This window comes from Stenotrophomonas sp. LC732, assembly GCF_052446685.1.
In the GTDB taxonomy this organism is placed as follows: Bacteria; Pseudomonadota; Gammaproteobacteria; order Xanthomonadales; family Xanthomonadaceae; genus Stenotrophomonas; species Stenotrophomonas muris.
Window position 1 is genome coordinate 3,697,258 of sequence record NZ_CP199214.1, and the last position, 21,388, is coordinate 3,718,645.

General features: G+C 67.8%; 14 protein-coding genes. 6 read left to right on the forward strand and 8 right to left on the reverse strand.

Features of this window, described 5'->3' with window-relative positions; translation table 11 throughout:
- Positions 1-103: 103 nt before the first annotated feature.
- The gene (locus ACT6SE_RS17540; RefSeq protein ID WP_046432433.1) at positions 104-3,265 is read right to left on the reverse strand and encodes an efflux RND transporter permease subunit; all 3,162 of its coding nucleotides are present in this window, start codon (positions 3,263-3,265) and stop codon (positions 104-106) included.
- A 4-nt stretch (positions 3,266-3,269) separates the two neighbouring features.
- On the reverse strand, positions 3,270-4,400 hold the full coding sequence (locus tag ACT6SE_RS17545; RefSeq protein WP_032958176.1) for an efflux RND transporter periplasmic adaptor subunit: 1,131 nt from the start codon (positions 4,398-4,400) through the stop codon (positions 3,270-3,272).
- Positions 4,401-4,519: 119 nt separating this feature from the next.
- On the opposite strand from ACT6SE_RS17545, the gene ACT6SE_RS17550 reads away from it, so the two are divergent.
- The 3 genes from ACT6SE_RS17550 (at position 4,520) to ACT6SE_RS17560 (ending at position 7,359) form a co-directional block, all read left to right on the forward strand.
- A complete protein-coding gene (locus ACT6SE_RS17550; RefSeq protein WP_032958174.1) occupies positions 4,520-5,200 on the forward strand; it encodes a TetR/AcrR family transcriptional regulator in 681 nt (226 codons plus the stop codon).
- Positions 5,201-5,336: 136 nt separating this feature from the next.
- On the forward strand, positions 5,337-5,984 hold the full coding sequence (locus ACT6SE_RS17555; RefSeq protein WP_014648346.1) for a protein-L-isoaspartate O-methyltransferase family protein: 648 nt from the start codon (positions 5,337-5,339) through the stop codon (positions 5,982-5,984).
- 16 nt (positions 5,985-6,000) lie between these two features.
- Positions 6,001-7,359 (forward strand): TolC family outer membrane protein, encoded by a 1,359-nt coding sequence (locus ACT6SE_RS17560; protein ID WP_014648347.1) that lies wholly within the window; start codon positions 6,001-6,003, stop codon positions 7,357-7,359.
- Between the two features lie 100 nt (positions 7,360-7,459).
- Here ACT6SE_RS17560 and ACT6SE_RS17565 read toward each other — a convergent pair whose 3' ends face one another.
- A complete protein-coding gene (locus tag ACT6SE_RS17565; RefSeq protein WP_046432435.1) occupies positions 7,460-8,704 on the reverse strand; it encodes a hypothetical protein in 1,245 nt (414 codons plus the stop codon).
- A gap of 223 nt (positions 8,705-8,927) precedes the next feature.
- Entirely contained in the window at positions 8,928-10,226 is a 1,299-nt protein-coding gene (gene waaA, locus ACT6SE_RS17570; protein ID WP_014648349.1) for a lipid IV(A) 3-deoxy-D-manno-octulosonic acid transferase, read from the reverse strand.
- 60 nt (positions 10,227-10,286) lie between these two features.
- Here waaA and ACT6SE_RS17575 point away from each other — a divergent pair, with 60 nt between their 5' ends.
- Positions 10,287-11,204 (forward strand): LpxL/LpxP family Kdo(2)-lipid IV(A) lauroyl/palmitoleoyl acyltransferase, encoded by a 918-nt coding sequence (locus ACT6SE_RS17575; RefSeq protein ID WP_014648350.1) that lies wholly within the window; start codon positions 10,287-10,289, stop codon positions 11,202-11,204.
- Between the two features lie 101 nt (positions 11,205-11,305).
- Here ACT6SE_RS17575 and ACT6SE_RS17580 read toward each other — a convergent pair whose 3' ends face one another.
- Genes ACT6SE_RS17580 through ACT6SE_RS17590 form a run of 3 tightly spaced genes read right to left on the reverse strand, consistent with a single transcriptional unit; the run spans position 11,306 to position 13,946 of the window.
- Positions 11,306-12,637, reverse strand: a complete 1,332-nt coding sequence (locus ACT6SE_RS17580) for an O-antigen ligase family protein (RefSeq protein WP_046432437.1) — start codon at positions 12,635-12,637, stop codon at positions 11,306-11,308.
- Positions 12,618-13,733, reverse strand: coding sequence for a glycosyltransferase (locus tag ACT6SE_RS17585; protein WP_014648352.1), 1,116 nt, complete (start codon positions 13,731-13,733; stop codon positions 12,618-12,620). Before ACT6SE_RS17585 ends, ACT6SE_RS17580 begins: the two co-directional genes overlap by 20 nt.
- A 15-nt stretch (positions 13,734-13,748) precedes the next feature.
- Positions 13,749-13,946 carry a zinc-finger domain-containing protein gene (locus tag ACT6SE_RS17590; protein WP_005410967.1) on the reverse strand — a complete coding sequence of 66 codons (198 nt, stop codon included), beginning with the start codon at positions 13,944-13,946 and terminating at the stop codon, positions 13,749-13,751.
- 420 nt (positions 13,947-14,366) lie between these two features.
- Between ACT6SE_RS17590 and ACT6SE_RS17595 the strand changes: the two genes are divergently transcribed.
- Both ACT6SE_RS17595 and ACT6SE_RS17600 read left to right on the forward strand, forming a co-directional pair.
- A complete protein-coding gene (locus tag ACT6SE_RS17595; protein WP_046432440.1) occupies positions 14,367-17,711 on the forward strand; it encodes a GH92 family glycosyl hydrolase in 3,345 nt (1,114 codons plus the stop codon).
- Positions 17,708-18,451, forward strand: coding sequence for a basic secretory protein-like protein (locus tag ACT6SE_RS17600; RefSeq protein WP_032959489.1), 744 nt, complete (start codon positions 17,708-17,710; stop codon positions 18,449-18,451). Before ACT6SE_RS17595 ends, ACT6SE_RS17600 begins: the two co-directional genes overlap by 4 nt.
- A gap of 531 nt (positions 18,452-18,982) precedes the next feature.
- Here ACT6SE_RS17600 and ACT6SE_RS17605 read toward each other — a convergent pair.
- Positions 18,983-21,274: an NADP-dependent malic enzyme gene (locus ACT6SE_RS17605; RefSeq protein WP_014648356.1), complete on the reverse strand. Its 2,292-nt coding sequence runs from the start codon at positions 21,272-21,274 to the stop codon at positions 18,983-18,985.
- Between the last annotated feature and the right edge of the window lie 114 nt (positions 21,275-21,388).

Sequence of the window (21,388 nt, forward strand, 5' to 3'; positions counted from 1 at the left end):
AGCGAAGAGCAGCCGAGCATGGCTCGGCTCTACAGAAGGCAGATTCCGCGAGCAGATCCATCCACGCCATGCGTGGATGGGTGCAGCCGCAGAACCCGGGGCATTACGCCCCGGATTCGTCCGGCTTCACCCGGAACCACGCCGCGTACAACGCCGGCAGGAACACCAGCGTCAGCACCGTACCCACGATCAGACCACCCATGATCGAGATCGCCATCGAGCCATAGAACGCGCTGCGCGACAGCGGAATCATCGCCAGCACGGCCGCCAGCGCGGTCAGCACGATCGGGCGGAAGCGGCGCACCGTGGCATCGATGATCGAATGCCAGCGATCATGCCCGGCATCGATGTCCTGCTGGATCTGGTCGATCAGGATCACCGAGTTGCGCATGATCATGCCCGCCAGCGCGATCGTGCCCAGCAGCGCGACGAAGCCGAACGGCGCACGGAACAGCAGCAGGAACAGGGTCGCACCGATGATGCCCAGCGGCGCGGTCACCAGCACCATCGCCGCACGCGAGAAGCTGCGCAGCTGCAGCATCAGCAGCGTCGCCACCACCACCAGGAACAGCGGCATGCCGGCCTTGATCGAGTTCTGCCCGCGCGCCGAGTCCTCCACGGTGCCACCGGTTTCCAGCAGGTAGCCGCTGGGCAGCTCGGCACGGATGCCATCCAGCGTGGGCACGATCTGGTGCACCACGTCCAGCGCCTGCATGCCATCGCTGATGTCGGCGCGCACGGTCACGGTCGGCAACCGGTTGCGGTGCCAGATGATGCCGTCCTCGAAGCCGTACTCCATCGTCGCCACCTGCGACAGCGTGATGCTGCCGCCGTTGGCGGTCGGCATCGACAGGCTGGACAGCAGCTCCAGCTGGTTGCGCTCATCGGTCGGCCCGCGCAGCAGCATCTCGATCTGGCGGTTGCCTTCGCGATACACGCTCACCGACTGGCCGGCCAGCGAACTGGCCAGGAACTGGCTGACCTGGGCGCTGCTCACGCCCAGCGCGCGGGCACGCTCCTGGTCGATCACCAGCCGCACCACCTTGCTCGGCTCGCTCCAGTCCAGGTTGACGTTCATCACGTGCGGGTTCTCACGCACCTTGGCCTCGACCTGGCGCGCGATCGCCTGCACCTTCTCGATGTGCTCGCCGGAGATGCGCATCTGCACCGGATAACCGACCGGCGGGCCGTTCTCCAGGCGGGTCACGCGCATCTGCACGTCCGGGAACTTCGGAATCACCTCGTGCAGCAGCCAGTCACGGGTGCTTTCGCGCGATTTGATGTCCTTGGCCAGCACCACGAACTGGGCGAAGTTGGTCGCCGGCAGCTGCTGGTCCAGCGGCAGGTAGAAGCGCGGCGAACCGGTACCCACATAGGACACATAGTTGGCGATGCCCTCGCGGCTGGACAGCAGCTTCTCCAGCTTCTCGGCCTGGGCCTGGGTCGAGCGCAGCGACGCCCCCTCGGCCAGCTCGATGTCCACCATCAGTTCCGGCCGGGTCGAGTCCGGGAAGAACTGCTGCGGCACGAAGCGGAACATCATCAGTGAGAACACGAACAGGGCGACGGTCGCGGCGATCACCCACCAGCGGCGGCGCAGGCAGGCGTCGAGGAAGCGCCGGAAGCTGCGGTAGAACGGGCGCTGGTAGGGATCGTGGTCGTGCCCATGCTGCGGCGGTGCGATCAGGTTGGCCAGCGGCGGATAGCGGTCGGCCCACTGCTGGCGCTTGGCCAGCCAACGCGCGGACAGGCTGCCGGGCTTCGGCGGCTGCGGATTGAACAGGTCCGGCAGCATCTTGTCGCCCAGGTACGGGATGAACAGCACCGCTGCGATCCACGACACCACCAGTGCAATGGTCACCACCTGGAACAGCGAACGGGTGTATTCACCGGTGCTCGATGCCGCCGTGGCGATCGGCAGGAAGCCGGCTGCCGTGATCAATGTGCCGGTCAGCATCGGGAACGCGGTCGATTCCCAGGCGAAGCTGGCCGCGCGCAGGCGATCGAAGCCCTGCTCCATCTTGGTGGCCATCATCTCCACCGCGATGATCGCATCGTCCACCAGCAGGCCCAGCGCCAGCACCAGTGCGCCCAGCGAAATCTTGTGCAGGCCGATGTCGAAGTAATGCATGACGAAGAAGGTCATCGCCAGCACCAGCGGAATGGTCACGCCCACCACCAGGCCGGTGCGCAGGCCCAGCGAGAAGAAACTGACCAGCAGCACGATCACCACCGCTTCGGTCAGCACCTGCACGAACTCGCCAACCGACTCCTCCACCGACTGCGGCTGGTCGGACACCTTGCGCAGCTGCATGCCGGCCGGCAGGGTCTTCTGCAGCCGCTCGAACTCGGCGTCGAGGTTGGCGCCCAGCTTGAGGATGTCACCGCCATCCTTCATCGCCACCGCCAGGCCGATCGCCTCTTCGCCCATGAAGCGCATCTTCGGCGACGCCGGATCGGCGAAGCCACGCTTGACCTCGGCGATGTCGCCCAGGTGCACGGTGCGGTCGCCAGCACGGATCGGGAACTGGCGGATGGCGTCGATGTCGTTGAACTGGCCCGTCACGCGCAGCTGCACGCGATCGGTGGCGGTCTCGAAGAAGCTGGTGCCGGTGATCGCATTCTGGTCGGCCAGCGCCTGCTGCACCTGCTGCATCGACACACCCAGCGTTGCCAGCCGGGTGTTGGACAGTTCGATCCACACCTTCTCGTCCTGCAGGCCGACCAGGTCGATCTTGCCGACATCGGGTACGCGCTGCAGTTCCAGCTGGATGCGGTCGGCGTAGTCGCGCATCACCGCGTAGTCGAAGCCCTTGCCGGTCAACGCATAGATGTTCCCGTAGGTGTCGCCGAACTCATCGTTGAAGAACGGGCCGACAATCTCGCGCGGCAGCGTCGCACGGATGTCGCCCACGCGCTTGCGAACCTGGTACCACAGGTCCGGGATCTGCTTGGAACGCAGGCTGTCGCGCGCCATGAAGATGACCTGCGATTCGCCGGGGCGCGAATAGGAGCGGATGAACTCGTACTCGCCGGTGTTCATCAGCGCCTTCTCGATCGGCTCGGTCACCTGCCGCGAGACCTGTTCGGCGGTGGCGCCCGGCCAAAGCGTGCGCACCACCATCGCCTTGAAGGTGAATGGCGGATCCTCGGACTGGCCCAGATGCTTGTACGACCATGCGCCGATCAGCGCGAAGGCAAGCATCGCGAACAGCACCAGCGGGCGGTTGGACAACGCCCACTCGGAAAGATTGAAGCGGCGCACCGGCTTACTCCTTGGCCTTGGCGGCAGCGGCCGGCGTGGCCGGCTTCAGCACCGGGCGGTTCTGGCGGTCCACGGCGATCACCGGCTGGCCGGCACGCAACAGGTGTCCGCCGGCAGCGACCACCCAGTCACCCGCATTCACGCCGGACAGCACCGGCACCGATTCGCTGCCATAGGCACCGGTGGTGACCGACGCGGCCTTCAGCGTGCTGTTGGCCGGATCGACCACCCACACGCTGGCGGCACCGTTGGCACCGCGCTGCAGCGCACCGAGCGGCAGCTGCAGGGTGCCGTGGCGGCCGGCGCTGCTGTAGACGCGCGCGCTCTGGCCCAGTTCGACATCGGCCAGCGCATCGGCGGGCAGGCTGACCCGGGTTGCATAGGTGCGTGCCTGTGGATCGGCGGCAGCGGCGATCTCGCGGATCGTGCCTGGCAGGCGCTGGCCAGGACGGTTCCACAGCTCCACCTCGACCGGCTGGCCCACCGCATAGTCGCGGATGGTGGCCTCGGGCAGGTCGATCAGCACTTCGCGCCCGCCATCGGCGGCCAGGTTGAAGATGGTCTGGCCGGCCGACACCACCTGCCCGGCTTCGGCCTCGCGGCTGGCGATCACGCCATCGGACGGCGCGCGCAGCTGTGCGTAGTCGGCCTGGTTGCGCAGCACATCGAGGTTGGCGCGGGCGGCGTTGGCCTGGCCCTGCGCGGCCTTGAAGGCGGCGGACTGCTGGTCCAGCTGCGAGCGGCTGACCAGCTGCTGGTCGGCCAGCACCTGGTAGCGCTTGAGGTCATCACGGGCACGCACCAGATCGGCTTCGGCCGCAGCAAGCTGCGCCTGCGAGGCGCGGGCCTGCAGCGCGAAGTCGGCCACGTCCAGCTCGGCCAGCACGTCGCCCTTCTTCACCCGTTGCCCGGCATCGACGTGGCGCTTGACCAGATTGCCGCCAACGCGGAACGAGAGTGGACTTTCCTGCCGCGCACGCACCGTGCCCGGGAACGCCGCCGGCGCCTGCCCGGCCTGCTCGCCAGGGTGAACCACCAGCACCGGAACGGCCGCCTGGGGCGCCTGTTCCTGTCCCGAACAGGCTGCCAGCGCAGCCATCCACACCATACCGCCCATCCAGCGCACGATCTTCATCGGTCAACGTCCTGAAAACGCAGGGTTGCAACTAAGGGGGGAGCCGCGACTGCCGGCCCAATTTAATAAACCGGCCGGTATAGTATAAATATCGAACCGCTTGGTCTAGTATTGTCGTGATGAGTTCTCACACTTCCCGCAAGCCGTCGGCCAAGCCCGCTGCCAAGGCCGCCGGACCCGGGCGCCCCAAGGACCTCGGCAAGCGCGCGGCGATCCTTGAAGCAGCCAAGACACTGTTCATCGAACAGGGCTATACCGGCGTGAGCATGGACACCATCGCCGCTCAGGCCGGCGTCTCGAAACTGACTGTGTACAGCCACTTCGGCGACAAGGAGACCCTGTTCTCCGAGGCCGTGCAGTCGAAGTGCATTGAAATGCTGCCCGATGCCCTGTTCGTGGCCGACGCGGACGGCCCGCTGCGCGACCAGCTGATCGGGATCGGTCTGGCCTTCTTCGAACTGATCACGTCCGATGCGGCGATCTCGATCCAGCGCATGATGATGGCGCCGGAGACCGACGAACGCCTGCGCGAGCTGTTCTGGAAGGCAGGACCGGAACGTACCTGCGAGGCCCTGGCTGACTTCCTGCGGGCACGCGCCGAGCGCGGCGAGCTGGAAATCACCGACTGTTCGCTGGCTGGCGAGCAGTTCCTGACCCTGGTCAAGGGTGAAGTGCACATGCATATGATGTGCGGCATGCCACTGTCACCGGTGGAATGCGACCCTCTTGCCCACGTGACTGCCAGCATCGACTTCTTCCTGCGCGCCTATGCGCCGCGAGGGGCCGGGACGGCTGAATAACCAAAACTGAACGAACCGGAGGTCGCGATGACTTCCGGCACTGCGACCCCGGCCACCCGGCAGCTGATGCTCTGGGCGCGCCGCCGGCCTCCGGCACCGGTAAAATGGCCGGCCCACTGCGCTGGATTTGAACCTCATGACGATTGATTACGCCCACGCCCGCGAACTGATGGTGGAACAGCAGATCCGTCCCTGGGACGTGCTGGACATCAAGGTGCTCGACGTCCTGGCCCGCCTACCGCGCGAGGCTTTTGTCGCCGATGCACACCGGGCACTGGCCTACGCCGACGTCGAACTGCCGATCGGCCATGGCCAGAAGATGATGAAGCCGGTCATCGAGGGCCGTACCCTGCAGGCGCTGGACCTGCAGCCGGGTGACGAAGTGCTGGAAATCGGCACCGGCAGCGGCTTCCTGTCGGCCTGCATCGGCGCGCTGGCGCGCGACGTGCTGAGCCTGGAAATCGACCCGGAGTTGGCCGCCGCCGCGCGCGCCCGCCTGGACGCGTCCGGCCTGGGCACCAACGTCCGCGTGGAAGTGGCCGACGCCCTGTCCTGGCAGACCGAACGCCGCTTTGACGTGATCTGTGTCACTGGTGCGGTCGACGTGGTGCCGTCACAGTTCGCCTCGTGGCTGCGTCCGGGTGGTCGCCTGTTCGTGATCCACGGCCGCTCGCCGGCGATGGAGGCCCTGCTGGTCAAGGCCGACGGCAGCAGCGAGTCCCTGTTCGAGACCGATATCGATTACCTGCGTGGTGCCGCCCCGGCCCCCCAGTTCCACCTCTGAGTCCAAGGAAGCCGCAATGATCCGCCGATCCCTCGCTGTTGCGCTGGCCACTGCCCTGCTGCCGTTGTCCGCCCATGCCGCCGACCTGCTGCAGGTCTACGAAATGGCGCGCAATGGCGATCCGCAGCTGTCCGCCGCCGAATCGACCCGGCTGTATGACAAGGAAGGCGCCGTGCAGGCGCGCGCCGCCCTGCTGCCGCAGATCAACGGCCAGGCCCAGCTGAACCGCACGCGCAGTGAGCCGAACGCCGACGCCAACTCCGGCTCGTTCACCAACAAGCGCCGCACCTACACGATCGACGGCAGCCAGACGCTGTTCAACTGGACCCAGATCAACAACCTGCGTTCGCAGCGCGAGCTGAGCAAGGCGGCGGACTTCACCCTCGATTCGGCCAACGACAGCCTGATCGTGCGCACCTCGGCGGCCTACTTCAACGTGCTGGTGGCGATCGAATCGCTGAATGCCGCACAGACCAATGAAGCGGCCGCGAAGAAGCAGTTCGACTTCGCCGACAAGCGCCTGGAAGTGGGCCTGGCGCCGATCACCGACGTGCACGAAGCACGCGCCCAGTACGACCAGGCGCGTGCCAACACCATCGTTGCGCAGAACACCCTGGCCGATAACTACCAGGCCCTGACCGAACTGACCGGCCAGCCGGTGACCAACCTGCGTGGGCTGCCGGCCGACTTCCGCCCGGAAGTGCCGGCCAACCGTGGCAACATCGATGAGCTGGTGCAGCAGGCCACCACCCAGAATCCGGCGCTGAAGGCGCAGGAACTGAAGGTCAGCGCCGCCGAGGCTGGCGTGCAGGCCGCCCGTGGCGGCCATTACCCGACCCTGTCGCTGGGCGGCAGCTGGGGCAAGAGCGCGACCTGGGGTGACAGCACTGGTTCCGGTTCGCTGTCGCCGGACGCCCGCACCAACAGCATCGGCCTGACCCTGAGCGTGCCGATCTTCTCCGGTGGTGCCACCCAGTCCGGCGTGCGCCAGGCGCTGGCCCAGCGTGACATCGCCCAGGACGGCTACGAGCAGCAGAAGCGCGCCCTGGACCGCAACACCCGCAATGCCTACCAGACCCTGGTACAGGGCATCAGCGAAGTGGAGGCCCGTCGCCTGGCCGTGGTCTCGGCACAGAGCGCGTACGACGCCTCGCAGGTCGGCCTGGAAGTCGGTACCCGTACCGTGCTGGACGTGATCCAGAACCAGCGCATCCTGTTCTCGGCGCAGCTGGACTACGCCCAGGCCCGCTACACCTTCCTGCAGAACCGCCTGCTGCTGAGCCAGTCGCTGGGTGCGCTGGACGTGGCCGAGCTGCAGGACGTCAACCGCCTGCTGACCCAGGACGCGGGCAATCCGGCAACGACCACGCACTGATCCGTCGCCCTGCCGGCAACAAAGAAGCCACCCGCAAGGGTGGCTTTTTTGCAGGCGGTGCAGCCGCCCGCAGCTACCCGTTGCGTGGCCCCGCGAACCCTCAGCCCGGCCATGCCCGCAGGCGTTCCAACGCCGCAAGGACGCACAGCGCGGCCGCCAAGGGCGCCAGCATCGGCAGCACCAGTTCGCGACCGGTTGCGCCCTGCCTCATGTCATTCCGCCGCCGCAGCACCGCCAGGCACAGCGCCGCCATCACCAGCAGGGTTGCCGGACCCGGCAGCGCCGGCAGGGTGCCCAACGGCAGCCACAGCACCAGCATCACCGCCGGCAGTCCGACCACCGCCACGATCACACCGCGGGAGCGTCCCACTGCATCACCCGCCCCTGGCCACAGCGATGTTGCCAGCCGCAAGGCCAGCATCAGCAGCACCAGCTGCAGGGCGGCCAGGCCCGTAGCCCCCGCCAGCGGCAACAACGGCAGCATCCACTCCAATTGCGGATGCATCTGCAGCGCCACCGACAGTGGCCGGGTACTGGCAAGCGCGGAAAACTCGACCAGCCCTGCCTGCAGTGCTGCCAGCACGATCAGCAGCAGCATCGCCAGCAACGAGACCAGCGCCAGCACTGCCGGTTGCCACATCGCGCCCTGGCGGCGCAACGCAGGAAAGCCCAGTGCCAAGCCGACGCTGGCAAATACCCCCAGCAGCGGCACCGCAGCCGCCAGCACCCCGCCCAGCCCGAAGCGATACGGCGCGGTCGCCGGTGGCAGCCAGGGGATCCAGTGCGCGTAATGCACATGACGTGCCGCCAGCGCCAGCAGCAACAGCCCCGCACCGATCTTCACCGTCAACAGGGCGCAGGCCACCAGCACCACACGCCGTGGCGGCAGCAATGCCAGCGCGCCCAGCATCAGCAGGCCCACCGCCGCCGTGACCTGTTCCGGCAGCCAGTCGCAGGGCTGGAGGCCTTCGGCGGCCAGCACCGCGTGCAGATGGAGGGCCATGGACTGCGCCACGCCCGCCGTGGTCGCCACCAGCTCCAGCAGCAGGGCCATGCCCAACACGCCCGCCACCCGCGGCCCCCAGCTGGCAGCCAGCAGCCCGTGCAGGCCCTCGCCCGCCGGCAACCGCAGCACCAGATCCTGCAGGCAGCACAGCACCAGGCCGGCCCCCAGTGCAGCCAGCAACAGGCTGAGCACGATGGCGGGGCCTGCCTGTGCCGCCGTGTGCTGGCCCACCAGTGCGATCACGCTGCCGCCCACCAACAGTGTCAACGCCACCACCGCCAGATGGTCCGTCCCCAGTCCGGCCCCACCCGTGCCGTCCCCGCCCCTGTCGCCGTCCATCGCAAGTTCCCTTGATATCCGCCCAAGCGCGGTCGACAGCAGGCTGGCAGCCTGCGTCGCCCTGCGGAATCAGAATCGGTGGAATGTGCGCAACGATGTGATGGCAGGCACGCTGCCAGCGGCAGGGTCGGTCCAGCAACGACAGAAAAATCGTCGCTAAGCAGAATTGATGAAGTTGATCACGACAATGCTCGTCAGCGCCGCTGACTCCGCGCTGCCGCGATCACTCGCGCGGTGGTGGCAGGTGCGGCGCCACCAGGGCAAGCGTGCGTTGCAGCGCGCCGCGGCCATTGCTGACCAGCGTGCATCCCGCCCGCGCCATGTCTTCGCGGGCCTGGGCATCGTCGAGCAGGTGCTGCAGCAGATCGCCCACCGCCTGCGCGTCCTCGCCGATGAGCAGCGCCCCGGCCTCGCGCATGCGCCGGGAAATTTCCGCGAAGTTGTGCAGGTGCGGGCCGGTCACCGCCGCCGTTCCCATCGCGGCCGGCTCCAGCAGGTTGTGACCACCGATGGCCTGCAGGCTGCCGCCGACGAAGGCGACCTGGGCGCAGGCATAGAACGGCATCAGCTCGCCAAGGGTGTCGATGACGAACACGTCGGTGGCCGCGTGTGGCCACTGGTCCACGCGGCGGGTCGCCACGCTCCAGCCCTGTTCGCGCGCCAGCGCTTCCACCTTCGGGAAACGCTCGGGATGTCGCGGTGCCCACAGCAGCAGCAGCTCCGGATGCCGCTGGCGCAGGCGCCGGTGCAGGTCGATCACCGCCTGCTCCTCGCCATCATGGGTACTGGCGGCGATCCATACCGGACGAGCGGCCGGTACCCGCGCGTGGAACTGTTCGACGAAACCCTGCACATCCGGCGTGGCGATGTCGAATTTCAGGTTGCCCAGCGCCTGCACCTGGCCGGGATCCGCCCCCAGCTGCACGAAGCGCTCGGCATCGTCCTGCGACTGCGCGGCCACGCAGGTGACGGTGCGCAGCGCGCGGCGGATCAGTGCCGCCAGCAACCGGTAGCCGCGCAGCGAACGCGCCGACAACCGGGCGTTGAGGATGTACACCGGAATGCCGCGGTCACGGCAGCCGAACAGCATGTTCGGCCACAGCTCGGTTTCCAGGATCAGCGCCAGGCTGGGCTGGAAATGGCCGAGGAAACGGTTGACGCTGCCCGGCACGTCGTACGGCAGGTAGACATGGTCCAGGGCGTCGCCCCACAGCGCGCGTACGCGCTCGGAGCCGGTCGGGGTGATGGTGGTGATCACCCAGCGGATGTCCGGGCGCTGCTGGCGCAGGGCATTGACCAGCGGCGCGGCGGCATTGACCTCGCCCACCGAGACCGCGTGCAGCCAGACCCGCGGCTGCCCGGTCGGCTGCGGATAGGAGGCATAGCGTTCATCCCAGCGCCGGAAGTATTCACGAACCCGGAAACCGCGCCAGACCAGGTGGTACACGGTGATCGGCAGCAGGATGTAGAGCACGACCGAATACAGGCCGCGCAGGATCCATTCGACAGGGTCTTTGCGCATGCGGCAAGGATACGGGAGCCCCCGGGGAAAGACACGCGGCCGCCTTGGTAGAATGGCCCCATGTCAGATGCCTCCACCGCCGTCCGCCCATCGCTGCGCGATCCGCGCAACTGGCCGATGTTCGCCGCCATGTTCGGCGCCTTCGCCATCGCTCGCCTGCCGTGGATGCTGCAGCGCGCGCTGGGCCGGGGCGTCGGCTGGATCACCTGGCGCCTGCTCGGCAGCCGCCGCCGCGCCGCCGAAGTCAACCTGCAGCTGTGCTTCCCCGAGAAGGACGAAGCCTGGCGCCAGCGCCTGGTGCGCGACAGTTTCGATGCGCTGGGCGTGGGCGTGTTCGAGTGCATCCGCGCCTGGTGGGGCAGCATCGACCGCATCCGCCCGCAGGTACGGATCGAAGGCCTGGAACACCTGCGGCAGATGGAGGCTGAAGGCCGCGGCGTGCTGCTGGTCTCCGGCCACTTCATGACCCTGGAAATGTGCGGACGCCTGCTGTGCGACTACGTCGACCTGTCCGGCATGTACCGCAAGCACAAGAACCCGGTGTACGAGTGGGCGGTGAAGTTCGGCCGCCTGCGCTATGCCAAGGCGATGTTCGCCAACGAGGACATCCGCGCGACCGTGCGCCACCTGAAGAAGGGCGGCTTCCTCTGGTACGCGCCGGACCAGGACATGCGTGGCAAGGACACCGTGTTCGTGCCGTTCTTCGGCCACACCGCTTCGACCATCACCGCCACCCACCAGCTGGCAAGGATGACCGGTTGTGCAGTGATCCCGTACTTCCACCGCCGCGAAGGCGGGAAGTACGTGCTGAAGATCGGCGCACCGCTGGAGAATTTCCCCAGCGAGGACGTGGAAGCCGATACCACGCGGGTCAACCAGGCCATCGAAGAGATGGTGCGCGAAGCCCCCGACCAGTACCTGTGGATCCACCGCCGCTTCAAGCGCCAGCCCGGCGGCCGGAGTGATTTCTACAAATAGCCGGATGCGGTGGAAGGGCCGGCGTCCTCGCGGTAGTCGCCAACCTTGGTTGGCGCCGGATGAACCGAGGCCGGTCCCGGGGAGCCCACCAAGGTTGGCAACTACTGCATCGGCGGAGATTCGTCCGATTCGCGGGCCAGCAGACTGCCGGCGAACAGGGCCGCCAGCAGCACGGTCAGGCCGCCCCAGAACGCAGAATAGAACGCCAGGTGCGTATTGAGCGGGAACACGGTAACCGCCAGCGCCAGCATCGCCGGGCGGGCGCGGTCACGCGCCGCCGGCGGTGCATAGCGCCAGGCCCGCCAGGCCTGCGCCACCGCCGCCAGCCACAGCAGCAGGCCCAGCACGCCGGTCTCGGCCAGGATTTCCAGCACGATCTGGTGGGCGTGCAATGCCGGTTGATTGCCCCACACGGCGGGGCCCTCGTCTGACACGCAGGCCGGATACGCATCACGGAAGCCGCGCGCACCGACACCGTTGACCGGATGTTCCTCGATCATGCACACCGCCGCCGTCCAGATGCGCGCGCGCCCCGAAAGCGCCTCGTCAACGCCCTGCCCGTCTTCGTTCCATGCCTGTGCCGTGCGCGCAACACGCTCGCGCAGCTGCGGCACGCCCGCTGTCAGTGCGGCCGTACCCAGCGCTGCCACAAGGGCCAGCAGCAGCAGCCGCTTCCAGCCGAACTGGCGCAGGCCGCTGTAGGCCAGCACCAGCACAAAGGTGATCCACGAGGCGCGCGAACCGGCCAGCAGCAGCACGCATCCCACTGCGGCGGCGGCCAGCAACCACCCCGCACTGCCGAAACGCCGCGCCATCGGCAGCAGCAGGAAGGGTGACAGGCTGGCCAGCACCTGGCCGAATTTCAGGTTGCAGGGCCCGAGCGCGCCACTGAGGCGGTCGGCCAGTGCGGCTTCGTCGGCCGGGCACAGCGCGTGGCCACTTACGGCCAGCTTCAGGTGCTCCAGCGACCAGAACCATGGGCTGGTGCCGGCCAGCGCCTGTACCAACGCGTCCAGCGTCCACGCGCCGGTGATCAGCGCCAGGCCGCCGAAGGTCAGCCGCCGCCGTTCCGGTGTGGCCACCGCGATCGCCACCAGCCACATGAAGGGCAGGTAGCGCAGTCCGGCGGCAGCCTTGGTCCACGAGGCCGCCGGATCGATCGCATCGATGGCCGAGAACGCCTGTGGCAGCCAGTAGCCGAGGAACAGGATCGAGGTCAGGGCCCACGCCGCCGTGCTCAACAGGTGCGGGCGGCGCTGCAGCCGGCGCATGACCATGCGCACGGCAGCATAGAGCGCGCCAAGGCCGAGCACGGTTTCAGCGATGCCTGGCAACGGCCACATCGCCACGTACGCCAGCACCCACCAGGGTGCCCAGCGCCCAGCGCGGTCGTCGCGCACGATGGCAGCGGGGTCAGCCGGCGAGATCGGCATAGAGGCGGAGGGTATCGCGCTGCATGGCCTGCAGGGTAAACGGGATGCGGGTCGGCAAGGATGGCGGCTGCGCCAGCAGGGCCAGCGCACGTTCACCCAGCGCGCGCGCGTCGCCGAGCGGCACCGCGCCGCCGGGCTGCAACTGCTGCAGCAGTTCGCCGACGCCACCGTGGTCCCAGCCCAGCACCGGGCGGCCGACCGACAGCGCCTCGACCACGGTGCGGCCAAAGGCTTCCGGCTTGTCCGACAGCTGCAGCACCAGATCGCTGGCGGCGTAGGCCAGGGCGATGCGTGCGGTAGGCGTGCTGATCTGTACGGCCTCGGCCACGCCCAGTGCCGCAGCCTGGCGGCGCAGATCGGCCACGTAGGCCTCACGCCCGGGTTCCTCGGTACCCAGCATCCACAGCTGCGCAGGCACGCCGGCGGCACGCACGTCGGCCAGCAGCTGCAGCGCGTGGGCGTGGCCCTTCAGCCGGGTACCGCGCCCGGGCAACAGCAGCAGCGGGCCATCAACCTGCGCCAGCCAGGGATAATCGGCGGCCAGGGCCAGCCGCGGGCGACGGTCGGCACGTGCTACGCGTGGGAACTGGCCGACATCGACACCGCGGGGAATGACCTGCAGTTTTTCTTCCGGCACCGTCGGGTAGTGGCGTTGCACGAAGGCGCGCACGGTATTGGACACGCAGATCACGCGTTCGCCACTGGTCATCACCGCACTGTAGCGGCTGGGCGAATTCAACCCGTGCACGGTGGTCACCCAGTGCGGGCGCTGTGCGGCGGGCATGGCGCGGATCGCGTACAGGCCCAGCCAGGCCGGCAGCCGCGAACGGGCGTGCACGATGTCCGCACCGACCTCGGCAAACAGGCGGCGCAGGGTCGGCAGATGGCGCAGGGTCAGCAGCGACTTGCGGCCGATGTCCAGGGTGAGGTGCTCGGCACCGCTGTCCAGCAGCGGCTGCACCAGGCGGCCACCGGCGGACACCACCAGTGCACGATGGCCGGCCGCGACCAGGGCAGCAGCGATTTCCAGGGTCGAGCGCTCGACACCGCCGGAGTGCAGCGCCGGCAGCAACTGCACCACGGTCAATCGGCGCATCGAAGGGGCCGCCGTTTAGTCGGCCAGCACGAACACGGAACCGCAGTACGGGCACTGCGCTTCACCGTTGGGCTCGTCTTCGATCGGCAGGTACACGCGCGGATGCGAGTTCCACAGCGCCATTTCCGGGGTCGGGCAGCTCAACGGCAGATCGCTGCGGTGCACGGTGTAGCGCTTCTCGGCGTTGGCGGGCGCGGTGGCGGTATGGCTCATGGCGGATGTCGGTGAACGGGTTGCGAGGCCTGTGATTCTAGCATCTGGGCCGCACCGACATTGCGCCACAACGGGCCTTTGCGCGCTCCCGCCGATGCCTCGCATCTCCCCGCCGCACGCCGGGCGGCGGCGGCGCCGGGGATTTCGCGGTCGTTCCGGCAGGTTCGCTCGCCAGAATCGACTCCAGCGATATTTCCCGCATTTGGATCGAACTAAATGGCACTTGCCAGCGCGCGACGGCTGTTGCAGGATCGGGCCAGGTCGCACCCCGACCCACCCAATCCAACCCGATCGCATGGCCCGCCCCCACCGGACCGGCATCGCCTCTTCCACTGCCAGCCTGGCGGGCGGAGCGATGCTGTCCGTGGTGTCCGCCGATGCGGGTTCTGCCCGCCGCCAGCCCTTCCGGGAGACCCTTGCATGACCCTGTCCGATCCGCGCCGCGCCCTGCTTCCACTCGCCCTGGCCCTGGCCTGTGCGACCACTGCGATGCCGGTGCTGGCACAGGGGCTGCAGACCTCGTTCGAGCCCGGCGAACCTGCCCCGACGCAGGCCGCGGGTGCACTTCAGGTCACGATCGGCAACGGCCCTGCGGCGCCTTACGCGGCCAAGCGCAACGCCGGCTACAGCGGCCTGCATGCACTGCGCTACAGCAGCGAAGGCGGCAGCGCGCGGCGCGAACTGTTCAAGGCCGACCTGCCCATCGAGGCCGATACCACGCTGTCGTGGCTGGTGCTGCCGGAGATCGTCGGCAAGGACACCGTCGCTTCGACCTATGTCTCGCTGGACCTGCTGCTGGACGATGGCAGCCGCGTGTCGGCCGGTACGGCGCGCGACCAGCATGGGGTGGCGATCGGCGCGCTCGCGCAGGGCGAATCGAAGACGCTGTACCCGCAACAGTGGGCGCGCAAGGCAGTGCGGCTGGGCGACGTACCCACGCTGAAGGGCCGCCGCGTGGTGGCGATCGAGCTGGAGGTGGCCAGTGCCGAGGGCGCGCCGGTCTCTGGCTGGATTGATGACGTGCGCCTGGACGCACAGCCGCGGCAGCAGCCACAGCGCGTCTCCGACTGGGTGCTGACCACCCGCGGCACCCAGGCCAACGGCACCTTCTCGCGCGGCAACAATTTCCCGGCCACGGCGGTGCCGCACGGCTTCAACTTCTGGACCCCGGTGACCGATGCCGGCGCACTGAACTGGCTGTACCGCTGGAACGATCAGAACGACGCACAGAACCGCCCGCAGCTGCAGGCGCTTGCGCTGAGCCACCAGCCCAGCCCGTGGATGGGTGACCGCCAGACCTTCCAGGTGATGCCCTCGGCCAGCCGTGGCGTGCCGGAGGCCGACCGCCGCAAGCGCGCGCTGTCGTTCGATCGCCGCCATGAAAGCGCGCGCCCCTACCGCTACGACGTGCGCTTCGACAACGGCATCGCTGCCGCCATCGCACCGACCGATCATGCCGCGTTGTTCCGCTTCGACTTCCCCGAAGGCGGTGACGCCAACCTGCTGTTCGACAACGTCGATGCACGTGGTGGCCTGACTCTGGATGCCGCCACACAGACGCTGTCCGGCTACACCGATACGCGCAGCGGCCTCTCCAACGGCGCCAGCCGCATGTACGTGGTGGCCAGCTTCGACAAGCCCTGGCGCAGCAGCGGCCGCCTCGACACCGGGCGCCCGACCGGTTACATCAAGTTCGATGCCGGCAGTGAGCGGCGGGTGACGATGCGCATCGCCACCTCGCTGATCTCGGTGGAGCAGGCGCGGCACAACCTCGCACTGGAAATCGCCGCCGCCGATACGCTGGAGAGCGTGGCCGGCCGCGCACAGGACGCGTGGGACGCGCGCCTGGCCCGCTTCGACATCGGCGATGCCAGCGACGACCAGAAGACCACGCTGTACTCCAGCCTGTACCGGCTGTACCTGTACCCGAATTCCGGCCACGAGAACGTGGGCAGCGCCGCCGCACCGGAGTGGCGCTACGCCAACCAGGCCAGCGCCAGCGATGACAACACCGAAGGCAGCGCGACCCGCAGTTACGCCGGCGTGCGCGATGGCAAGGTGTTCGTCAACAACGGCTTCTGGGACACCTTCCGCACCACCTGGCCGGCCTATGCACTGTTCACGCCCGACGATGCCGGCCAGCTAGTGCAGGGCTTCATCGAGCAGTACCGCGCCGGCGGCTGGATCGCACGCTGGTCGTCGCCGGGCTATGCGGACCTGATGGTCGGTACCAGCTCGGACGTGGCCTTCGCCGATGCGTGGCTGAAGGGCATCGGCGGTTTCGATCCGGCCGAGGCCTACGCCGCCGCGCTGAAGAACGCGACCGTGGTCCCGCCCGACCGCCATGTCGGCCGCAAGGGCATGGACCGTTCGACCTTCCGTGGCTACGCCAGCGCGGACGTGCATGAAGGCATGTCGTGGACGATGGAAGGCGCACTCAATGATTTCGGCATCGCCAACATGGCCGACGCGCTGGCCAAGCGTGCGACCACGCCGGCCGCACGCGAGCGCTACAGCACCGAGGCCGACTACTTCCGCTATCGCGCCGCCAGCTACACGACGATGTTCGATCCGGCCGCCGGTTTCTTCCAGGGCCGCACTGCCGATGGCCATTGGCGCGTGGACGCGAAGGACTACGACCCGCGCGTGTGGGGCCACGACTACACCGAGTCCAATGGCTGGACCTTCGCCTTCACCGCCGCCCACGATGGCGAAGGCCTGGCCGCGCTGTACGGTGGCCGCGACAAGCTGGCGGCGAAACTGGATGCCTTCTTCGCCACGCCGGAAACCGCGGACCCGGCACTGGCCGGTTCCTACGGCGGCACCATCCACGAGATGACCGAGGCGCGCGACGTGCGCATGGGCATGTACGCGCACAGCAACCAGCCGGCGCACCACATCCCGTGGATGTACCTGTACGCCGGGCAGCCGTGGAAGACCCAGCAGCACGTGCGCGAGATCCTGTCGCGGCTGTACGTCGGCAGCGAGATCGGCCAGGGCTATCCGGGCGACGAGGACAATGGCGAGACCTCGGCGTGGTACGTGCTGGCCTCGCTGGGCCTGTACCCGCTGCGCATGGGCGCCCCGGAGTATGTGATCGGTTCGCCGGCCTTCCGCCACGCGCGGGTGGAACTGCAGGGCGGCGCGGTGCTGACCGTGAACGCGGCCAACAATTCGCGAGAGAACGTCTACGTGCAGTCGCTGAAGATCAACGGCACGCCCTGGACGAAGACCTGGGTGCCGCACGAGCTGATCGCCAAGGGCGCGACGCTGGACTTCGTGATGGGCCCGCAGCCGTCGCGCTGGGGCAGCGGCGTGGATGACGTGCCGCGCTCGCTGACCGCCCGTGGCCAGCGCCCGCAGCTGCTGCACGACCTGCTCGGCAGCGGCGCGAAGGCGACGCTGGCCGATGGCCGCGCCCTGCCGGCGCTGGTCGATGACGATGCGGCCACCACCGTCGGCCTGGGTGGCGGCGCGACCATCGCACTGACCGGCCTGAGCAATGGCACGCCGACGATGTATACGCTGACCAGCGGTGACGGCCGCATCCAGGGCGGCGAATGGACGCTGGAAGCGCGCAATGGCAACGGCCACTGGACCGTGCTCGACCAGCGCAGCGGCGAAGCCTTCGAGTCTGCCCGCCAGACCCGTCCGTTCCGCATCGCCAGACCCGGTCGTTACAGCGAGTACCGGCTGCGCCTGGCCGCGCCGGGCCGGCTGCCGCTGGCGGAGATCGAACTGTTGGCGCCCAGCGCCGTACAATGAGCCCTATGCGCTACCGTCTGTTGCCTCTGGCCCTTGTTGCCCTTTCCTTCTCCAGCTTCGGCCAGACCCAGGCCTTTGATGCGCAGCTGACCCGCGACGGCGTGACGCTGAACTACCAGGACGCCCGTGGCGCCCTGGCCGCGCCGCAGCGCAAGCGGGTGATCGATACGTTCTACTTCGCCTACCTGCGCGAACGTGCGGACTTCCACCCGGCCGCGCCATCGATGGTGCGCATCGTGATCGATCCGGCCTACACCGGGATCGCCTTCGTCGGTGACAAGGACCAGGCGGCAACGATCACCATCAATCCGGGTTGGCTGGCGCAGCACCCCAACGACATCGACCTGGTCACCCATGAGGCCATGCACATCGTGCAGGGCTATCCGGGCCATGGCGACGCACGGGTGCCGGGTTGGCTGGTGGAGGGCATCGCCGACTACGCACGCGACCGCTACGGCATGGACAATGCCGCCGCGGGCTGGTCGCTGCCGGGCAAGGTCGAGAAGGGTCAGAACTTCGACAGCGGCTACCGGGTCACCGGTGCGTTCCTGAAATGGGCCGACGCCGAACACCCGGGCCTGGTGCTGGCACTGGACACGGCCCTGCGCGATGGCCGCTATGCACCGGCCCTGTGGCAGAAGCACACCGGCAAGGCACTGCCCGCACTGTGGGCCCAGTACGCCAAGCCGCGGTCGGATGCACCGCCGCCGGCCCCTGCACGCCGCGGCAAGCGGCGCTGACTGGCTGGTCAACTGGGAATTGGGGCGACTGGGTAGAGTCGACTGTTAGTCGACTGACTTTCGTACAGCCCCCGAAAACCCCGCGCTTCGCGCGATAGTCGACCAACGGTCGACTCTACCTCGCTGCTTTCTACGCCTCAGCGCGACTGCACGAAACCGGCGTACAGCGCGAACAGCTGCTGGAAATATCGCCGCGTGACTCGATTACGCATGACACCCTCGCCCATGAAAGTTGGTCGGGCCCAGGGTGGGAAGGCCGGTCCGGTCCCTTCCCACGGCCGGGCCGCGTGGGCGTATTGGGCCGCAACGGCGTTGCAGGGAAATGACCGGGCGGCGTAGCGCGTGTGGCAGGTTCGGCGGCCGTTGCGGCAAATGAAAACACCGGGCAATGCCCGGTGTTTTCACTTGCGCCGACGTCCAGCCGCGCCAGCGCCATCATTCTCCCGACCAGGAGCCCCTTCTTATTGAAGGGGCGCGCCGAAGGCGGGGGTAGAGGAAGAATGCGTGGGCAGCGGAAGTGGGAAAGAAGGCTTATGCCTTCTTTTCCGCTTCCAGCTGCTTGCGGATCTGCGCATCGACCGCCGCGATCGCGGTCATGTTCAGGATCCGGCGCGAAGTGGCGCTGGTGGTCAGGATATGCACCGGCTTGTTCACGCCCATCAGGATCGGGCCGATCGCCACGCCATCGGTGAACACGCGCACCAGGTTGTAGGCGATGTTGGCCGCTTCCAGGTTCGGCAGCACGAACAGGTTGGCGCGGCCCTGCAGGGTCGAGCCCGGCAGCAGCTTCTGGCGCAGCGCTTCATCCCATGCGGTGTCGCCTTGCATTTCGCCGTCCACGTTCAGGCGCGGGTTGCGCTTGAGCAGCAGCTCGCGCACCTGGCGCATCTTCAGCGCGTCCTTCGAATCGTGGCTGCCGAAGTTGGAGTGCGACAGCAGCGCGACCTTCGGCTCGATGCCGAACAACTTCATGCGGTAGGCCGCCTGCAGGGTCGCTTCGCACAGCTGCTCGGCGGTCGGGTCTTCCTGCACGTGGGTATCGACGAAGAAGAACACGCCCTGCTGGTTGATCACGCCGGTCATCGCCGAGGTCGAGGTGACCTTCGGCTCCAGCGGCAGCACGCTGCGCACGTAGCCCAGCTTCTTGTGGAAGCGGCCGACGATGCCGGTCAGCATCGCATCGGCTTCGCCACGCGCCACCATCACTGCTGCGATCAGGGTCGGGCGCGAACGCATCAGGTTCTTCGCCGCGGCCACGGTCACGCCACGACGGCCGGTCAGGCCATGGTAGTACTGCCAGTATTCGTTGAAGCGCGGGTCATCGTTGATGTTGGTGACTTCAACGTTCTCGCCGATCTTCAGGCGCAGGCCGAGGCGTTCGATGCGCGACTCGATCACTTCCGGGCGGCCGATCAGGATCGGGTGCGCCAGGCCGTCATCGACCACGTTCTGCACCGCCTGCAACACCACTTCCTCTTCGCCTTCGGCGTACACCACGCGCTGCTTGTCGCTGCGCGCGCGGTCGTAGACCGGCTTCATCATCAGGCTGGTGCGGTAGACGAACTGGGCCAGCTTGTCGCGGTAGGCGCCCATGTCGTCGATCGGGCGCGAGGCCACGCCCGAATCCATTGCGGCCTGGGCCACGGCGGCCGACAGCTCCACCAGCAGGCGACGGTCGAACGGACGCGGGATCAGGTATTCACGGCCGAAGCTCGGGGTGTCACCGCCATAGGCCGAGCCCATGTCGGTGGCGGCGCGGCGGGCCAGTGCAGCGATGGCACGCACGCAGGCGATCTTCATTTCCTCGTTGATCGCGGTGGCGCCCACGTCCAGCGCACCACGGAACAGGTACGGGAAGCACAGCACGTTGTTGACCTGGTTCGGGTAGTCCGAACGGCCGGTGCCGATGATCGCGTCCGGACGGGCGGCGCGCGCCAGTTCCGGCATGATTTCCGGGGTCGGGTTGGCCAGTGCGAAGATCACCGGATCCGGCGCCATGGTCTTGACCATGTCGGCGGTCAGGATGCCCGGCGCCGACAGGCCCAGGAAGATGTCCGCGCCGTCGACGATCTCGGCCAGGGTGCGCTTGTCGGTGTCGCGCGCATAGCGCTGCTTTTCCGGATCCAGGTCGGTACGACCGGTGTGGATCACGCCCTCGCGGTCGAAGGCCAGGATGTTTTCCGGCTTCAGGCCCAGCTGCACCAGCATGTTCACGCAGGAAATGCCGGCCGCGCCCATGCCCGTGGTCGCCAGCTTCACGTCCTCGATCTTCTTGCCGGTGATCGCCATGGCGTTGAGCACCGCCGCGCCGACGATGATCGCCGTGCCGTGCTGGTCGTCATGGAACACCGGGATCTTCATGCGCTCGCGCAGCTTGCGCTCGACCACGAAGCATTCCGGCGCCTTGATGTCTTCCAGGTTGATGCCGCCGAACGTCGGTTCCAGCGAGGCGATGATGTCGACCAGCTTGTCCGGGTCGGTCTCGTCGACTTCGATGTCGAACACATCGATGCCGGCGAACTTCTGGAACAGCACGCCCTTGCCTTCCATCACCGGCTTGCCGGCCAGCGCGCCGATGTTGCCCAGGCCCAGCACCGCGGTGCCGTTGGAGATCACCGCCACCAGGTTGCCGCGGGCAGTCAGCTCGCTGGCCTGCTGCGGGTCGGCCTTGATCGCTTCACAGGCGTACGCCACGCCCGGCGAATACGCCAGCGACAGGTCGCGCTGGGTCAGCATGGGCTTGGTAGCGGAAACCTTGATCTTTCCCGGGGGGGACATCCGGTGGTAATCGAGGGCGGCCTGTTTGAAATCTTCGTTGGACATCGATGTGGGTTACATGAATGGGCAGAAGGGACAGGGGATGATACCCCCGTTGGAGCGTCTGGACCTGTCGCTATCCTGTCGCAAGCATGCTGCGACCGCACAATTCCGTGCCGT